The sequence below is a fragment of the Limnobacter alexandrii genome (genome assembly GCF_005871185.1).
Classification (GTDB): Bacteria; Pseudomonadota; Gammaproteobacteria; order Burkholderiales; family Burkholderiaceae_B; genus Limnobacter; species Limnobacter alexandrii.
Genome location: NZ_SWKN01000006.1, coordinates 362,837 through 377,756, shown reverse-complemented (window position 1 = coordinate 377,756; position 14,920 = coordinate 362,837). Strand labels below are relative to the sequence as shown.

The following is a 14,920-nucleotide window of genomic DNA, read 5'->3' as shown; positions in this document are numbered from 1 at the left end:
CCATGTCACGACCTCTTGAAATTCAAATGCCTGCGGCTGCGAAGCCGTATGCCCCGGGGGTGAAGGCCAGCACCCTCGCCCCCGGGGCGAAAGAACCCGCTTTGCAAGCCGTGGAGGCGACCGCGAACACCGCCCGCCTTGCGGTGCGGCCGAAACCCGAGGTGACCGAGAAGTTGCCGGCCCGCGAACTGTTCTTGATCAGCGCGAAGAAGCACAGCTTGGCCGCATTGATGACGTTTTTATCGATCGGCGCACTGGTTGCCTTTTGGTATGTGGCCACTTTGTACAAGCTCGACTTTTACATTCGCTTCAACAACATTCCCACACCTGGAGAGGTGTTCACCAATATGGTCGAGCTGATGCAAAACCAGCGTTTCCAAACGAACATTTGGAAAAGCGTGGTGCGCATTATGCAGGGGTTTGCCATGGCCACTTTTTTGGGTGTCACGCTTGGCTTGTTGTGCGGCCGTTTTGCGGTCATACGCGGCTTGATGTTTCCCGCACTTGAAGTGTTGCGTCCAATTCCTGCCATTGCCTGGGTGCCTATATCAATCATGCTGTGGCCCACCACAGAAAGCAGCATTATTTTCATCACCTTCATTGGCGCATTCTTTCCAATCCTGATCAACACAATGGCCGGCGTGAAAGGCGTTGACCCCGTGCTGTTACGTGCCGCAAAAAGTTTGGGTGCCAACGAGTTCACCATGCTGACCAAAGTGATACTGCCCGCCGCCTTACCCAATGTGTTCACCGGTTTGGCGGTGGGCATGGGTGTGGCTTGGGTGTCGCTGATTGCAGCGGAAATGATTTCAGGCCAGTTTGGTGTGGGTTACTTCACCTGGGAAGCGTATTCACTGATTGAGTACCCCAACATTGTGCTGGGCATGATCGTGATTGGTGTATTGGGCTTGTTGTGCAGTGGCGGCATCTTGCTGCTGGCCCGTTTGCTCATGCCTTGGCAACACATTGCCGGGCCCGGAGGTGGAAAATGAACAGCACCGTGAAAAAGCCTGAGGGCTGTATTGAACTAAGCAATGTGCAGGTGAACTTCATTCAAAACGGCGCGCGCTTTGCGGCTGTGCAAGACGTTTCCCTGAACGTGCAACCCGGTGAGTTTGTCTCGGTGGTTGGTCCATCGGGCTGCGGCAAAAGCACCCTGTTGAACATTGTGGCCGGGTTTCTGAAACCCAGCGACGGTGTGGTTGCCATGGACGGCCAGGCCATTCATGGCCCCAGCGCCGAACGCGGTGTGGTGTTTCAACAGTACTCCCTGTTTCCGTGGCTGAAAGTGCGCGAAAACGTGGAGTTCGGTTTGAAGCTACAGGGCATGGCCCGCGCGTGTTGCTGATGGACGAACCCTTTGGCGCACTCGACTCCCAAACCCGCGTGGTGATGCAGGAAATTCTGACCCACATGTGGCAGCAGTGGAAAATCTCGGTGCTGTTTATTACGCACGACATTGAGGAAGCCATTTTTCTGTCCGATCGTGTGTATGTGATGACAGCCCGCCCCGGAAAAATAAAGGCGGAAATTCCCATCGACCTGCCACGCCCGCGAAACGCTGCAATGACAGCTTCGCCAGTATTCACCGCCTTGCACCGGCAACTGAAAAGCCTGATTCGCGAGGAAAGCCTGGCCGCCATGGGCGGTGAAATTGACCCCGCCACCATGGGCCAAAGCTGGCACTTGGGCGAAGAGGGCATGGAGACCTTGCGATGAGTAACATGGCCACTCAGCCCGTGGCGGTTACTGATCAACGCGCTTCACAACTGCTGCGCATTGAATGGGCCGACGGGGTGGTGAGCGAACTGCCGCACAGCCTGCTGCGTACACATTGCAAGTGTGCAGAATGCGTGGCCGCGCAGCGTGCGGGCAAGCCGGTGGTGCAGGGCAGCGCCATTACCGGCATTGAAATGGTGGGTGAGCACGCCCTGAACTTTAAATTTGCAGACGGCCACGAACGCGGAATTTTCCCCTGGGCCTACCTGCGCGAACTTGGAGTTGAATGATGAGCAATTTGGCATTTGAAACCGTGCTGGAAGTGCACCACTGGAATGAATCGCTGTTCAGTTTCAAAACCACCCGCAGCCAAAGCCTGCGTTTTCACAACGGCCACTTTGTGATGATTGGTCTGCAGGCCGAAGGCAAACCACTGCTGCGCGCTTACAGCATTGCCAGTGCCAATTACGAAGAGCACCTTGAATTTTTGAGCATCAAAGTGCCCGATGGTCCGCTCACTTCCCGCTTGCAGCATTTAAAGCCTGGCGACCAGTTGATTGTGGGCCAAAAGCCTGTGGGCACCTTGGTGATCGACGACCTGAATGATGGCCGCAACCTCTACCTGCTGGCCACGGGCACCGGCTTGGCACCCTTCATGAGTATTATTCGCGACCCCGACACCTACGAGCGATTCGACAAAGTGGTGTTGGTGCATGGTGTGCGCACTGTCAGTGAACTGGCTTATTCCGATTACATTCGCGAAGAACTACCCAAGCAGGAATACATTGGCGAACTGGTGCAAGGCCGCTTGCTGTACTACCCCACTGTAACCCGCGAACCATACCGCAACCGTGGCCGTTTGACCGACCTGATGCACAGCGGAAAACTGTTTGAGGATTTGGGATTGCCCGCGCTTGATGCAACGCAAGACCGCGCCATGATTTGCGGCAGCCCCAGCATGCTGGAAGACACCTGCAAACTACTCGATGCCAAGGGTTTGAAAATCAGCCCAAGGCAGGGCGAGCGAGGGGACTATGTGATTGAACGGGCGTTTGTGGAGAAGTAGCGATGCGGTAGGGGCTTCAGGCGTTTGCCAGGCGAAGCTTCCCAACTCGGCGTAGATCCACATTTTTGCGGGCCACCCACAAATCGTGAGCGTCTTGCATGGCAAGCCAACTTTCAGGCGAGCGCCCAATTGCCTTGGAAAGCCGCAGTGCCATTTCAGGCGTGATCCGACTGCTGCCATTGAGAATGCGGCTGAGGGTAGAGGGGGCCACGTCCAGCTTTTCTGCAAGTTCTCGACCACTTATTCCGTGTGGCTCAAGATAAACACCAGTGATGAATTCACCGGGGTGGGGTGGATTGTGCATGCTCATTAGTGATAATCCTCATAATCCAACACGTTGGCATTGCCCTCACGAAACTCAAATGTCAAGCGCCAGTTGCCATTAACCGATATCGCCCAGCGGCCACGCATTTCGCCTTTGAGTGGATGAAGCGAAAAGCCTGGAATATCCATATCGTCAATGGTTTCCGCTGTATCAAGGGCGGCTAGTTGCAAGCGAAGCCGTTTGGCATGGTTTGCCTGAATGCCAGCAATGCTTCCAGTTTCAAAGAACTTTCGAAGTCCTTTGTGTTTAAAAGACAAGATCATAGGTTAATGTTGCATATTGCGCAACACGCAAAATTAATCAATGCGCTGCGATGAGTGAGTGACGTTTGTGGGGTGGGTGGTTCAATTTTGAATACCCCTCTACTGCCAGCGATCAAGTTCGTGTAAAAAGCTGTTGATGGATGATTGAATACAGGAGAACGCCTTGCGGTGGTCGAATTTTACGTTGAGTGTGGGTTTGTTTTTCCTCGTGCAGTCAGGCGGTGCAGTTGCAGACGATTCGCTGGGCTTGCCGGGACTTGTCAACGTTAGCTGCACAAACTCTGACTATTCACCTGTGGTGTTGGTGCATGGAACGTTTGCAAACACCCGTCGTGCATATTCCACTGTGGCGCCCGTGCTTAAGGAAAATGGCTTTTGTCTATACGCGCTGAATTACGGCAAGCAAGGTATCTATGGCGTCAACGGGATTGCTGATATTCAATCCTCCCTTTCGGAAGTCACGAAGTTTATCGGTACTGTTCTGCAAGAAACAGGTGCCGAAAAGGTCAGTGTGATTGGTCATTCACAAGGCGGTCTGTTGGCCTTCCTTGCTTCGAATACGCCAGAGCTTGCTAACAGGGTAGACCGGATCGTTGCCGTCGCACCCAGTTTGAGAGGCACAGACCGAGTTCCCCCCAAGGTATCCTCGGCGCATTGCCCTGCCTGCACTCAGCTAGGCAGTGAGTCTGAGTTCATGAAAAATCTGCAGAATGGCAGGTTCAACCCGGGCGGTTTGCGGGCGCTTGTCCTGGCCACGAAAGATGATCTGGTTGTGACACCAGTTGAAAGCCAGTTTCTGGATGAGCCAGGTGTGACCAATGTGTATTTGCAAGATCAGTTTCCGAAGCTACGCGCGACACATTCTGGACTTTTACATGTGCATGAGGCCGTCGCGTTGATCAAGGATTTTCTGCTTCAGGAATAATGTGGTCTATTCCGAGAAACTTCGCTTACTGCCGCCTGTTGCCCCTGATTCATTGGTTCTACCCTTTTCGAGTGACTCAAAAAAGCGGCTTTTTTGAGCCGCTAATCTCCTCTGCTACTGTGTTGCCTTTCCCCTTGAAGGCAGCCTTTCAATGCGCGTGCGTACTCTTGCGCTTCTCGGATTTCTCAGTGTTCCCTACTTAATTTTAACAACCTGGGACTTGAGCCTTTTTCGCAGTGTTCGACAGGATAATTTGATGTTGTCCTCAGTAATCAGTGGGCAATTATCAAACCATGGAGTGCCTTTAGTGGGTGCGAAAGTAGTTCGAGTGCTTTATTGGAATATGGACGCCGAGCCGCGTAAAGAAATAACTTTCACAGACGGGAACGGAGTATTTTTATTTCCCGAAGTAAGGAGTGCTGCCGAATTTGGATTATTAGCCAAACTGTTTCATGTTCCTGTTATTTCGATTGATGTTGAATTGATAGAGGGGCAGTCTTCGACCTCGTTGTTTGCCACTGGAAGAAATTCATATAACCAAGCAGTTGAACACGGTTATGAGAAAACTAATTTGAGCTGCGATTTAAAGGACCGACAAATGTTCGAGGAACGATTGCCGATTATTGACTGTAAAGTCGAGCAAACTAATCATTTGGGGTTATTCGATTCGGTCGATTTTTGACTCTGTGCATTGCTCTGTTAGGGTAAGAGTTTTGCACTTACATAAAGCACCGTAGCCGCATGCAATCAGTTCTTCGCCGGTCAATTTCCTTCTTAAGCTTTCTTTTTATTCTTTTCCTTTCCCAAGGGGCGCAAGCCGTGTGGCAAGACAATTTAATTTTGTCCTCAGCAGTCGAGGGTCAACTGTTTAATCAAGGCAAGCCTATAGCGGGCGCGAGAGTAAAAAGAATTCTTCATTGGAATATGGAGCAGGAGGCCAGAACAGAGATGACAACCACCAAAGCGGATGGCAAGTTTCAGTTTCCTGAGGTACGGGGTGCTGCAGATTTTGGGTTCTTGGCACGGCTATTTCATGTGCCAGTTGTGTCCCAGGAAATATTTCTGCTACAGCCTACTGAAGAATTAATATTGTATTCAAAGACCCGCAGTTCATATGAGCCAAGATTTGAAACTGGTTTCGATGAAATTCAATTCAGTTGCGACCTCTCGTCGCGAAAACTTATCAACGGAGTCTTACCAAGTCTGGACTGCAACATTAGAAAAATCAAGAGTGGGGCATCTAGATAAATGAATCAGCATTCTCAACTTCTGTTGCCACCCAGTCTAGTTCATAACCTGTCAGATATCGCTTACAGGTCGGATATGCTATTTCGAGAAGTAAGGAAAAGAACCCCGAATATGCCGTTGGCAGGCGTCAGAAACTTGGCGGCTGCCAGCTTGGGGAAAGAACTTCTGGATGTCGATCAGGTTTACGGCGAACAAGTTACTATGCTGTCTGGCCGATCAGGCCTCTTCAACATCGACCTCCTCAGCGGTTTCGGTTTCGTCGCCCACGGCACTGGCAGCCGCGCCAACGAATTGGTGCTTGTTACACGCGGCACCAACTTCGCGCACAACAAATTCGATTTGGCGACCAATGCAAATATTGGCTATGGCATTGGCCCCCGGGGCAATGTGTTTCACCGTGGTTTTTTGAAAACCTTCAAAAGTTATCAAAGCCAGTTGGTGAACTTTGTATCGCAAAGTGGTGCAAAGCGACCAAGTACCATTCACTGCATGGGCCACAGCCTGGGCGGCGCTTTGGCCAACCTCAATGCGTGCATGTTGCGCGATGCCGGTTTCAATGTGTGCCTGTACACCATTGGTGCGCCGCGCGTGGGTATTGTCAGCTACGCGCAAGACATGGCCAGGCAAATTACACCCAATCAAATTCGTCGAATTGCGAACCCTTGCGACCCGGTGCCCATGGTGCCTTTGTTTCCCTACATGCATGCGTCGCGTGGCTCTTCTGAACTTCTAATACGCCATGGCGAGAAGGTGGGTATTGACGCACACCTGCTGCACAGCGGCTATTCAAAAATGGCCTACAGCAGCAGTTGGGGCGATTTTTCTCCCATGCCAAGTGGCTTGTCGCAGTATGCAGATTTATCGAGAGAATTCGCAAAATTGGGTGGTGGTGGCATGTTCAATGCCAAGCTACTCGACCTTGTGGGCAAACTGACTGAACAGGTGTTGCGTTCAATGGGCTATGCCTACCTGGTCACCGTGCAAGGTGGATTAAGCCTTGCGGTTACAGCGGCCGATCTGCTCTCAGAGGTATTGGTGAAGGCCGCCAATGCCAGCAAGCTGCTGGCTGACGATGTGTTCACCATCGTGAATTCCATGCTTGATTTTCTGGGGCGCGCACCGATCAGCGGTACAGCGCTAACGATTCAAACCCTGCATTGGATTCTGGGTCAATTCAGCACGGAAATGGCTGGGCGGGCGCAGCAGGCCATGTTAAAAGTACAACACCGAGGTTGATTTGTAGGGGGCAAATTCCTAAAGACTTTGCTCAGTCCCCCAATACAACACCCACCCAGCCGCAATACTCACCACCCAAGTCACCACAAACGCAGCGAGCATTTCCGCAAAGCTGGTCAAGCCCAGGGCAATCACCACCGAACTTGCAAACACGGCAATGCCGTAGTGAATCAAAAATACCGAATAGGAAATGTCGCCAAGCCAGCGCACAGGACCTTGAACAAGCGCAGCCACAAAGCGCTCAATACGAACACTGTTCATCAACAGCAAGGCAGTTACACCTGTCAGTAACAAACGTTCGCGCCATTCAATCCAAAGCGCAACGCCTAGCAGGCACACAATCACCATGCTGCCTGCAATTACCTTGCCTTCACGCTGCGCCCAGTAGGCCAAAACCCCCAAGCCGTAAGCGCCGAAAAAATACCAGGCCCATTCGTCGTGCTCGGATTCTCTGTTCCACACCAACAGCGAAGCAATCGTTGCCGCAACGGCCAGCAGCAAGAGGGCCCTTGTTGGTTGAAGCAACTTGAAGCCTTCGGTTTTTTGGCTGAACCATGCAAACAGCGCCAGGAGCAAATACAGTTGCAAATCAATCGCCACGTACCAAACCCCAGCCGACAAGGCTTCTACTTCAACAATGTCGTGCAACAAAAACACATGGGCTAGCAGTTGGGTGAAACTGGGCAAGGCAGACACTTCCTCGTGCATTGCAATTTGACCGCCCAACCAGCCTAGCAATACCGCTACCGCAATGGCCACCCAGAATGGTTTGGCCAGGCGTAGAAAGCGCTTTTTAAACAGCGGCCACACAGCGACATCGCCTGCCTTGCTCAGCAAACCAAACATCGACTGTGCGGCTAAAAAACCGCCAATCACCAGAAAAATTTGCACCACATAGCGACCCTCGTCGGCGATGAATCCGAGTAACTCGGGCCACTTGGCCTGCAACACGGGCGACATGGGTGTGTACAGCAACAGGTGATGCATCACGATAATTTGTGATGCGAATGCTTTCAGCAGATCAATGGTGGAGTTGCGCACGGAGCAGACAGCGGAAATTGGCAAGTGCGAAGTATATCGACTGTGAACCTAAAAAGGATCATCCTGAATTGCACCAACTTGGTGCTCGGCCCCAACTGGCAGGCGTATCATCATGTGCTTGTGTTACACAAACCCGTTGATTCCAAGCATGAAACTATCCATCCGGGCTTTGCGCGCCTTGTCGGTGTCGAGGTCAATTCTTGGCTTCGAGTCCAATTCCACCAGCCCTCGCGAGAAAGCGATTTCCGGGCTGGGCGCCTTCTTGGGCATTCTGATGGTGTGTTGGGTGTCCGGTTTTGTGGTGCAGGGAACCGATGCCATTCTCGTGGTGGCCTCAATGGGTGCCACAGCGGTGTTGCTGTTCGCCGTGCCCCACGGAACCTTGTCGCAGCCTTGGGCTTTGATGGGTGGGCATTTTGTGTCGGCACTCATTGGCGTCACGTGTGCACGTTACATTCCCCACACTTATTTGGCTGCCGCTTTGGCTGTGGGTTTGGCGGTGGGCGTGATGTACTGGGCCAACTGTATTCACCCGCCAGGCGGTGCAACTGCGCTTAGCGCCGTGCTGGGTGGCGAGTCCATTTCAAACCTGGGTTACTGGTACATGATCAACCCGGTGCTGTTGAACACCTTGGCTATTTTGTTTGTGGCGGTCAGTTTCAATGCGCTGTTTTCCTGGCGGCGGTACCCCAACCACTTTGCACGCAAGCAGAAAAAGCCGGTGGAATCGTTGTCGGAAACAGGTGCCAGCCTGACCCACGAAGACTTCGCCGCAGCCATTGCCCGCATGGATTCCTATGTGGATGTCAGCGCCGACGTATTGGCTGAGCTGTTCGAATACGCCACCAAGCATGCAGACGAACAAAGCACCCATCCCCAAACCCTGACTGTGGGGGCGTTTTACAGCAACGGCCAAGTGGGTTATCGCTGGTGTGTGCGCGAGTTGCTGGACATGTCCTTGACCACGCCATACAAGGGTGAGTCAGGGCAGCAGGTCATCTACAAGAATGTGGCGGGTGCTGATTTGTATGAAACAGGTTTGAGCAATGTGGAAGCTTTCAAGCGCTGGGCCCGCTATGAAGTGGTGCTGCAAGACGGGCGCTGGCTACCCGTGAAGCTCGCCACTCACTGAAGAACACTTCACCGCAGCGCGTTCAGGTGTTCATGCAAAATTCGGCGAATTTCAACGATGGCTTCGGGCTTTTCCTGCACGCTGTGCCAAGAGTTCACGACCAACTCCGAAGCCGCGCCTTCCAGCTTTGCGCTGGCATAGGGCACCACGCCGTCGCTGCTGGCTTCAAGAATGACGTCGGGTGTGTCGTTGCCCATGATGGAGTGGTAAGTCACGTCGCTTGAAATTGGAAGTTTCGACGATTCCCGTACAAAAGGGTCTTGATCACTCAGGTTTTTGATGCTGTTGATCGAGTCTACCAAAGGCTCGTCCGAGGCTTCATCCGGGTTCACCAACAGCTGGCCAATTTCAGTCACGCGGCCCAGCACCGTGGCGGGCAGGCGTATCAGCCCCGACACAAAACGGGCAAAGCGATTTTCTGCATAAGGTGTGCCGCGGTGCGGTGCCGCAATGAAAATGGCACGCGTGGGCTGCGGCATGGCATCGAATATTACATAGGGCTCAATTTTTTGGCGCAAGCGCGCTTCGCGTTGCTCGGAAATGTTGTACCTGTCCAGCACCGATTCCCACAGCTGGTTGCCTGAATTTGACACCATCAAACGGGCCAACACGCCACCCATGCTGTGCCCGATCAAGACCATGTCCTTCGATGCCCTGCGGCTGCCTTGGGGGTCAAAGTTCTTGAGGGTGGCATTGACTGCTTCGCGAATTTCCAGGTTGTTGAACGGCAGTGGCAAATTGGTGGGGTAATACACTTGCCAAATCTGAAAGTTCTGGCGAAGCTCTTCATCACCCAGCACTTCATTGGCCACATTCACCCAGGCCTCCGGGCTGCTGGCCAAGCCATGCAGCATGAGAATAACCCGGCGGTTGGGGTCGAAAGGCTGCATCAAATAAATACGCGGTTTGTCCAAGGTTTCGCTGCGGCCAATCAGCGACAACAAACTTTCTTGCGCAAAACCCGAGCGGGCCAGCCACAGCCCGTAGCCCGAGGTAAAGTTGGCTGCCAGCGGAACACGAATGCCACGAACGTCTACACTGACATGGCGGTGGGGGTCGAAGCCTTGAAGTTCAACCCGGTTGCCGGCCAGCACAGAATCAATGCTGTTGCCCGGAAAGCGCAGCATCACGGTAATGGACGGAAACGGTGTTTCACTCCAGGGTTTGTTCTCGTCTTCCTGTTTCACCACACTGTCGGCAAACACGGCAACCAGCTCTGCGCCCAACCCATCGCGACGATACTGGTTGCGAAGGCCCTTGAATGTCAGCGACGATGCGGCAAGCAATTCATTGGGCAGTTGTCCTTTGTGGCTAAGGCTGATACCTGCCGTGCTGCCGCTGACTTGCCAAGGGGCGAAGTCGAGCAGGTAGGTTCTTTCCTGCGAAACAGATTGCTCAAGTTGGTCGCGGTAGCGGTTGAACAAACCGACCACAGCCTGTTGCGTTGAAAAATTGTAGTAATCGCGAACCTGTGCCTGCCGGTCTTCGAGAGCCCGCAGGTCGGGCGTTCTGCCGGTGAAAAACAAATACGCATAAGCATGCTTGGCGCTTTCAAGGTAGGCCGACAAAGTGGCGGCCTTCAAGGCATCGTTGGCAGGTTCCAGTTTCTGCGCTTCTTCGCTTTTTAACGCTTCTTGAAGCCAGAGTTCAGACAGTGTAGACAAGCGTTGTTCATCACTGAGCCCGATGGAGGCGATCAGGGTTTTTCTGCATTCGGAAATATTGCTGTTGCAGCGGCCTTGGTCGGTGCCCACCACTTGCAGCGCTGTGCGGGCAGACGCGCTGAGTTTGCCTGTTGTGAGTACATCGCCCCGACGGGCAGACAGGTAATCTTCCGAGCTGACAGAACCCACGCTCACGATGGCACAGCCTGACACGGTGAGTGCAAGCAAAGTGGCGGTGGCGAGACGGGGGAAGTTGAACATGTGATGCAGATACCTTGACTGAAGACAGAGATTCTACGCATGTTTTATGCCTGCGACGATATGTCGCAGCCTGCTTGTTGGCCACTGCCTGATAATTCAGGCTTGTTTGGGCAGGCATGAATTCCACCATGAAAATCAAGTTGTTAAAACTGCACCGCGCATTGGCTTTGTTCGGTTTTGCCGCATTGTTGCTGTGGGGCTTGTCGGGCCTGTTGCACCCCTGGCTTACAACCTTTGGCGTGCAACAGGCAGTATTTGCGCCGCCACAGCGCGCATTGAATTTAAACCAGGCCTTGCCAGTTCAACAGGTGTTGGGCCACGCCGGTATTTTGCAGGCACAATCCATTCGCGTGGTGGTTGGGGAGTCGGCCAACCTGTTACAGGTCACGGAATCGCAACTTACGCCCAGGCGTTACTTCGATCTGAATACAGGGCAGGAAATGCCCAATCACGATCCGGTGTACGCCGCTTTCCTGGCTCGTCATTACTTGAACGTGCCCTACGCTGAAATTGCGAAGGTGGAGCGCATTGAAAAATTCTCAAATGACTACCCGGCCGTAAACCGCCTGTTACCGGTGTATCGGGTGCAGTTTGACCAGCCCGATGGCCTGAACGCCTATGTGTACACCGAAACGGCTGCTTTGGCGGCTGTGTCGGACAACACCAAGCACCGTGTCCAAACGGCGTTTCAATGGCTTCACACCTGGAGCTGGATGCCCAAAGCGGCTGAAACACCACGTGTGTTGTTGATTGCCATGCTGGTGGGTGTGCTGCTGTTGATGGCCAGCAGTGGTTTGGCCATGCTGGTACTCATTCGCCGCAAGGTGCGCGCAGCTGGGGCCAAGGGCTGGCACCGCATGGCAGGGTATGTATTGGTGGTGCCGGTGTTGATGTTTTCTTTCAGCGGTGTGTACCACGTGGTGCAGCATGGTTGGCCTGATGAGCAATCGCAACTGACCATGCGCCCGGCCATTGATGTACAGAATCTGGACTTTCCGATTCATTCAAATTGGCCCGAGATTACCCGCGATTTGCAAGTAAGTGGTTTGTCTCTGGTTGCGAACCAGAATGGCGAGTTGTTGTATCGCCTTGCTTTGCCGCTTCCAAAACACGGCTTGCCCGAAAATGCCCAAGCCATTCGCACAGCGCGATTTGATGGCGTTCAGCCAACCGGACCCGCCATCTATCTGAATGCGAACACAGGGTTGTTGTGGCGGGATGGCGACCGTGAAATGGCCCATCAACTTGCACAACTGCACACGGGTCTTCCGCGCGAGGCCATTCAACATGTCAGTTTGGTGACGCGTTTTGGCGGCGATTATGACTTTCGCAACAAGCGCTTGCCGGTGTGGAAATTTGACTATGGCCAACCGCTGAATGCCAGCGTGTTTGTAGACACAGCCACTGGCGTGTTGGCCGACATCACCGTGAATTCGGCGAAACCCGAGATCTGGAGTTTCAGCATGCTTCACAAGTGGAGCTTCTTGGGTGGGTTGGGCCGCAACGTTCAGAATATTGTGATGTGCGTGGTCGTTGTGTTGGCGGTGGTGATGATGGCCGGGTTTGGGCTGAGAAGCCGGCGTAGGGCAGGTCACTGACTCAATTGCTCCGCGGATTCAGGTTGCAATGCCCTCGCAGCGCCGATCAAGAAAACCTGCCCTTGGTGTTGAATTCACCGTCCGTTCGGCAAGGCCGAAAGCGCAGCCCGCCCGCTGTTTAGCGGGTGCGCTTAGGGCGGTTAATCAATAACAAGGGGGCATTCAGGTTTTCTGGCGCGAGAGGGTATGCACCTGAGTCAGCGACGCAAGCTGTCGGTCACTTTGCACACATTGAATCCCAACCTCACCACTTCACCTCAACACCCGCATAAACGCTTCTGCCTTCGCCTGGCGCAAACTGAGCCGAGTCTGCCCCATTCGCATTCACTATCACCCCCGTGGTGGCGGCATACACCTTGTCGGTCAAATTGCGGGCATCCACAAACACACGCAGTGTGTCGCTGAACCTGTAACTGGCATTTAAGCCCAGCAACAGGTAAGGGTCAGTGGAAAGCGTGTTCGCCAAATCCACAAAGTAGCCTTGCGGTACGTATTCAATATTGGGCGACAGGGTCCAGCCCAAGGTGTTGGCGTAGTCCAGTTTGGCCCGCACATAGTGTTCGGGAATGCCGGGAATCGCGGCGTTGCCATACGCGCGGTCATTGTCAAAACGGAATCGGCCAAAGGTGTATGCCAGTTGCCAGTTCAAGGTGTCGCCAGCCTTGAGCAAATCACGCGCAAAAGGCCCGGCGATGCCAATTTCAACGCCTTGGTGTGTTGTGTCGTCGGCATTCAGAATGGCGCTCAAGCCAGGCACCAGCGGGTTGAGTTGGTAGCTGACAAACTCATGGTTCAACTGGCTGTAATAAGCGCTGATGTCCCAGCGAATTTCTCCGGCAACACCCCGAGTGCCCAGTTCAAAGGTGGTCGATTCCTGGGCCTCAAGTGCACGCGTTGGGCTGGTCTCAGAGAATGTGGGCGGCTCAAACGCACGGCTTAAATTGCCGTACACCTGCACCGCCTCGCTGGCCTGCCAAAGCAAACCAGTTTTAGGGCTGAACTGTGCGTAGCGGCGCTGGTAGCTTGCATCGCCATCGCTGAGAAACTGATCGTCCGCGGTGCGTTTGGCGTGGGTCCATTGCAAGCCATTGATCCACTGCAAGCGGTCGGTGACATGCAAGCGACTTTCGCCATACAGTTCCATGTTGTGCGCTTTCTGATCTTCATGGCTTCTCAGGCTGATTCGATCACCACGCACATGGTTGAATATGCGTGCTTCAGTCACGCCATGCACCAGGTTATAACCCAGCGTGGTGTCATGCCGCAGGCCCCACATTTCGCCCTGGGCATTGCGGTTTCCAAAGGTGCCCACATCACGTGTTTGCTGGTCAATCAAACCAAAGCTCAGTGGGTGGTACAGGTTTTTGTCCACCGCATACACACCCGCGTTGTATTCCACCCCCGCTGGCGAAATCCAGGTGGTTTTGTTCGCCACCCGTGTAATCAGGAAATCACGTTGTGAGTTGGTGCCAGCAGATGCAGCATTGGCCTGCGTGGGGTCGGTTTGAAGTTGCGATTTGCTCAGGTTCCCGGGCAACTCTTGGTTCATGTCACCGTGTATGACATAGAACCGGGTTTCAAGTTGTGGCGAAATTTTTAATCCAGCATTGGCATTCAGGCGGGTGTTTTTCTGCCCACTGAATTGCCGAAATCCATCGGAGCGCAATTGCGACAGCGAGGCAAAATAATCCCAATTGCCGACGACATCGCCGGTTTTGAATTGCGCCCGTGCGAACTCGTGGCTGCCAGCATCCAGACGCAACACACTGTTGGGCGTGGTGTAGCCCGTGGGTGTGACGAAATTGATCGCACCGCCCAGGCTGGCTGCGCCGTATTGCAAGGCATTGGCCCCTTTGTACACTTCAACGTGTTGCAAGGCCAGGGGGTCGATGTCCTGAAAATCAGAGCCCCCATCTGCCAGATTGATCGGTATGCCGTCTTGCAGCAGGCGAATGCCGCGCATGTGGAAAGTGCGCGACAAGCCCGAGCCTCGAATGCTGAGCCGTGCTTCTTCATTTACGCGGCTTTGCGCAAACACGCCGGGCGTAAAGTCCAGCATGTCTTTGATGGTGACTGCCTTGCCTGCTTCAAAACTTTCTGCGTTCACCACTGCAGTGCCGCCTGGCGTTTGACTTAATTTTTCTTCGGCCACCCGAACACTGGCTGCGCTCAGTGCCTCGCGCTGGGCCTGAATTTCAACGGTATCCAAGGCCGGGTTTGCAAATGCCGACTGGGTAAGAAAGCCAAGGGTCAGCAGCACGCCCGATGAAAGGGCTCGCAGCTTGAAGGGAGGGTTGGTGTGCATTGGGTATTTCCGGACAAGGTAGTTCAACCCGGTTTATACGCCATGCCCAAACTTGCGAAAATGCGGCATATTGTCGCAGCCACAATGCGGCCACAACAATTTCAAGGCAAGCAATCCCGAAGCCACTTAGAATGTGG

Annotated in this window: 14 protein-coding genes and 1 pseudogene; 10 read left to right on the top strand and 5 right to left on the bottom strand. The window is 53.6% G+C overall.

What is annotated here, in order from left to right; all coding sequences use genetic code 11:
- Nucleotides 1-2: 2 nt before the first annotated feature.
- The 4 genes and pseudogenes from FCS97_RS02085 (at nucleotide 3) to FCS97_RS02070 (ending at nucleotide 2,785) form a co-directional block, all read left to right on the top strand.
- Nucleotides 3-992: an ABC transporter permease gene (locus tag FCS97_RS02085; RefSeq protein ID WP_138516176.1), complete on the top strand. Its 990-nt coding sequence runs from the start codon at nucleotides 3-5 to the stop codon at nucleotides 990-992.
- Nucleotides 989-1,719: pseudogene (locus FCS97_RS16825) on the top strand (ABC transporter ATP-binding protein). The gene FCS97_RS02085 and the pseudogene FCS97_RS16825 overlap by 4 nt, the downstream one beginning before the upstream one ends.
- The gene (locus FCS97_RS02075) at nucleotides 1,716-2,009 is read left to right on the top strand and encodes a gamma-butyrobetaine hydroxylase-like domain-containing protein (RefSeq protein WP_138516174.1); all 294 of its coding nucleotides are present in this window, start codon (nucleotides 1,716-1,718) and stop codon (nucleotides 2,007-2,009) included. Before FCS97_RS16825 ends, FCS97_RS02075 begins: the two are co-directional and overlap by 4 nt.
- Nucleotides 2,009-2,785 (top strand): ferredoxin--NADP reductase, encoded by a 777-nt coding sequence (locus FCS97_RS02070; protein WP_138516172.1) that lies wholly within the window; start codon nucleotides 2,009-2,011, stop codon nucleotides 2,783-2,785. The genes FCS97_RS02075 and FCS97_RS02070 overlap by 1 nt, the downstream gene beginning before the upstream one ends.
- Before the next feature lie 16 nt (nucleotides 2,786-2,801).
- On the opposite strand, the gene FCS97_RS02065 is transcribed toward FCS97_RS02070, so the two are convergent.
- Together FCS97_RS02065 and FCS97_RS02060 are read right to left on the bottom strand one after the other, a co-directional pair.
- Nucleotides 2,802-3,095, bottom strand: a complete 294-nt coding sequence (locus tag FCS97_RS02065; protein WP_138516170.1) for a HigA family addiction module antitoxin — start codon at nucleotides 3,093-3,095, stop codon at nucleotides 2,802-2,804.
- Nucleotides 3,095-3,373 (bottom strand): type II toxin-antitoxin system RelE/ParE family toxin, encoded by a 279-nt coding sequence (locus FCS97_RS02060; protein ID WP_138516168.1) that lies wholly within the window; start codon nucleotides 3,371-3,373, stop codon nucleotides 3,095-3,097. The genes FCS97_RS02065 and FCS97_RS02060 overlap by 1 nt, the downstream gene beginning before the upstream one ends.
- Nucleotides 3,374-3,563: 190 nt before the next feature.
- Here FCS97_RS02060 and FCS97_RS02055 point away from each other — a divergent pair, with 190 nt between their 5' ends.
- The 4 genes from FCS97_RS02055 to FCS97_RS02040 all read left to right on the top strand — a co-directional run bounded on the left by FCS97_RS02055 (nucleotide 3,564) and on the right by FCS97_RS02040 (nucleotide 6,782).
- Entirely contained in the window at nucleotides 3,564-4,298 is a 735-nt protein-coding gene (locus FCS97_RS02055) for an esterase/lipase family protein (protein ID WP_246065979.1), read from the top strand.
- A 256-nt stretch (nucleotides 4,299-4,554) separates the two neighbouring features.
- Nucleotides 4,555-4,980 carry a DUF6795 domain-containing protein gene (locus FCS97_RS02050; RefSeq protein WP_138516164.1) on the top strand — a complete coding sequence of 142 codons (426 nt, stop codon included), beginning with the start codon at nucleotides 4,555-4,557 and terminating at the stop codon, nucleotides 4,978-4,980.
- Nucleotides 4,981-5,039: 59 nt separating this feature from the next.
- A complete protein-coding gene (locus FCS97_RS02045) occupies nucleotides 5,040-5,546 on the top strand; it encodes a DUF6795 domain-containing protein (protein ID WP_138516162.1) in 507 nt (168 codons plus the stop codon).
- Between the two features lie 111 nt (nucleotides 5,547-5,657).
- Nucleotides 5,658-6,782, top strand: a complete 1,125-nt coding sequence (locus FCS97_RS02040; protein ID WP_171035134.1) for a lipase family protein — start codon at nucleotides 5,658-5,660, stop codon at nucleotides 6,780-6,782.
- Nucleotides 6,783-6,800: 18 nt separating this feature from the next.
- On the opposite strand, the gene FCS97_RS02035 is transcribed toward FCS97_RS02040, so the two are convergent.
- Nucleotides 6,801-7,823, bottom strand: a complete 1,023-nt coding sequence (locus tag FCS97_RS02035) for an acyltransferase family protein (protein WP_138516158.1) — start codon at nucleotides 7,821-7,823, stop codon at nucleotides 6,801-6,803.
- A gap of 148 nt (nucleotides 7,824-7,971) precedes the next feature.
- Between FCS97_RS02035 and FCS97_RS02030 the strand changes: the two genes are divergently transcribed.
- Nucleotides 7,972-8,955, top strand: coding sequence for an HPP family protein (locus FCS97_RS02030; RefSeq protein WP_246065726.1), 984 nt, complete (start codon nucleotides 7,972-7,974; stop codon nucleotides 8,953-8,955).
- Nucleotides 8,956-8,963: 8 nt separating this feature from the next.
- On the opposite strand, the gene FCS97_RS02025 is transcribed toward FCS97_RS02030, so the two are convergent.
- Nucleotides 8,964-10,880, bottom strand: a complete 1,917-nt coding sequence (locus FCS97_RS02025; RefSeq protein WP_138516154.1) for an esterase/lipase family protein — start codon at nucleotides 10,878-10,880, stop codon at nucleotides 8,964-8,966.
- A gap of 128 nt (nucleotides 10,881-11,008) precedes the next feature.
- Here FCS97_RS02025 and FCS97_RS02020 point away from each other — a divergent pair, with 128 nt between their 5' ends.
- Entirely contained in the window at nucleotides 11,009-12,478 is a 1,470-nt protein-coding gene (locus tag FCS97_RS02020) for a PepSY domain-containing protein (RefSeq protein ID WP_246065724.1), read from the top strand.
- Between the two features lie 244 nt (nucleotides 12,479-12,722).
- Here FCS97_RS02020 and FCS97_RS02015 read toward each other — a convergent pair whose 3' ends face one another.
- Entirely contained in the window at nucleotides 12,723-14,783 is a 2,061-nt protein-coding gene (locus FCS97_RS02015) for a TonB-dependent receptor family protein (protein WP_138516150.1), read from the bottom strand.
- Nucleotides 14,784-14,920: the final 137 nt, after the last annotated feature.

Coding starts and splice junctions, on each gene's coding strand:
- FCS97_RS02085 (WP_138516176.1), top strand. CDS start 3: ATGTCACGACCTCTTGAAATTCAAATGCCTGCGGCTGCGAAGCCGTAT.
- FCS97_RS02075 (WP_138516174.1), top strand. CDS start 1,716: ATGAGTAACATGGCCACTCAGCCCGTGGCGGTTACTGATCAACGCGCT.
- FCS97_RS02070 (WP_138516172.1), top strand. CDS start 2,009: ATGAGCAATTTGGCATTTGAAACCGTGCTGGAAGTGCACCACTGGAAT.
- FCS97_RS02065 (WP_138516170.1), bottom strand. CDS start 3,095: ATGAGCATGCACAATCCACCCCACCCCGGTGAATTCATCACTGGTGTT.
- FCS97_RS02060 (WP_138516168.1), bottom strand. CDS start 3,373: ATGATCTTGTCTTTTAAACACAAAGGACTTCGAAAGTTCTTTGAAACT.
- FCS97_RS02050 (WP_138516164.1), top strand. CDS start 4,555: ATGTTGTCCTCAGTAATCAGTGGGCAATTATCAAACCATGGAGTGCCT.
- FCS97_RS02045 (WP_138516162.1), top strand. CDS start 5,040: ATGCAATCAGTTCTTCGCCGGTCAATTTCCTTCTTAAGCTTTCTTTTT.
- FCS97_RS02040 (WP_171035134.1), top strand. CDS start 5,658: ATGCCGTTGGCAGGCGTCAGAAACTTGGCGGCTGCCAGCTTGGGGAAA.
- FCS97_RS02030 (WP_246065726.1), top strand. CDS start 7,972: ATGAAACTATCCATCCGGGCTTTGCGCGCCTTGTCGGTGTCGAGGTCA.
- FCS97_RS02025 (WP_138516154.1), bottom strand. CDS start 10,880: ATGTTCAACTTCCCCCGTCTCGCCACCGCCACTTTGCTTGCACTCACC.
- FCS97_RS02020 (WP_246065724.1), top strand. CDS start 11,009: ATGAAAATCAAGTTGTTAAAACTGCACCGCGCATTGGCTTTGTTCGGT.
- FCS97_RS02015 (WP_138516150.1), bottom strand. CDS start 14,783: ATGCACACCAACCCTCCCTTCAAGCTGCGAGCCCTTTCATCGGGCGTG.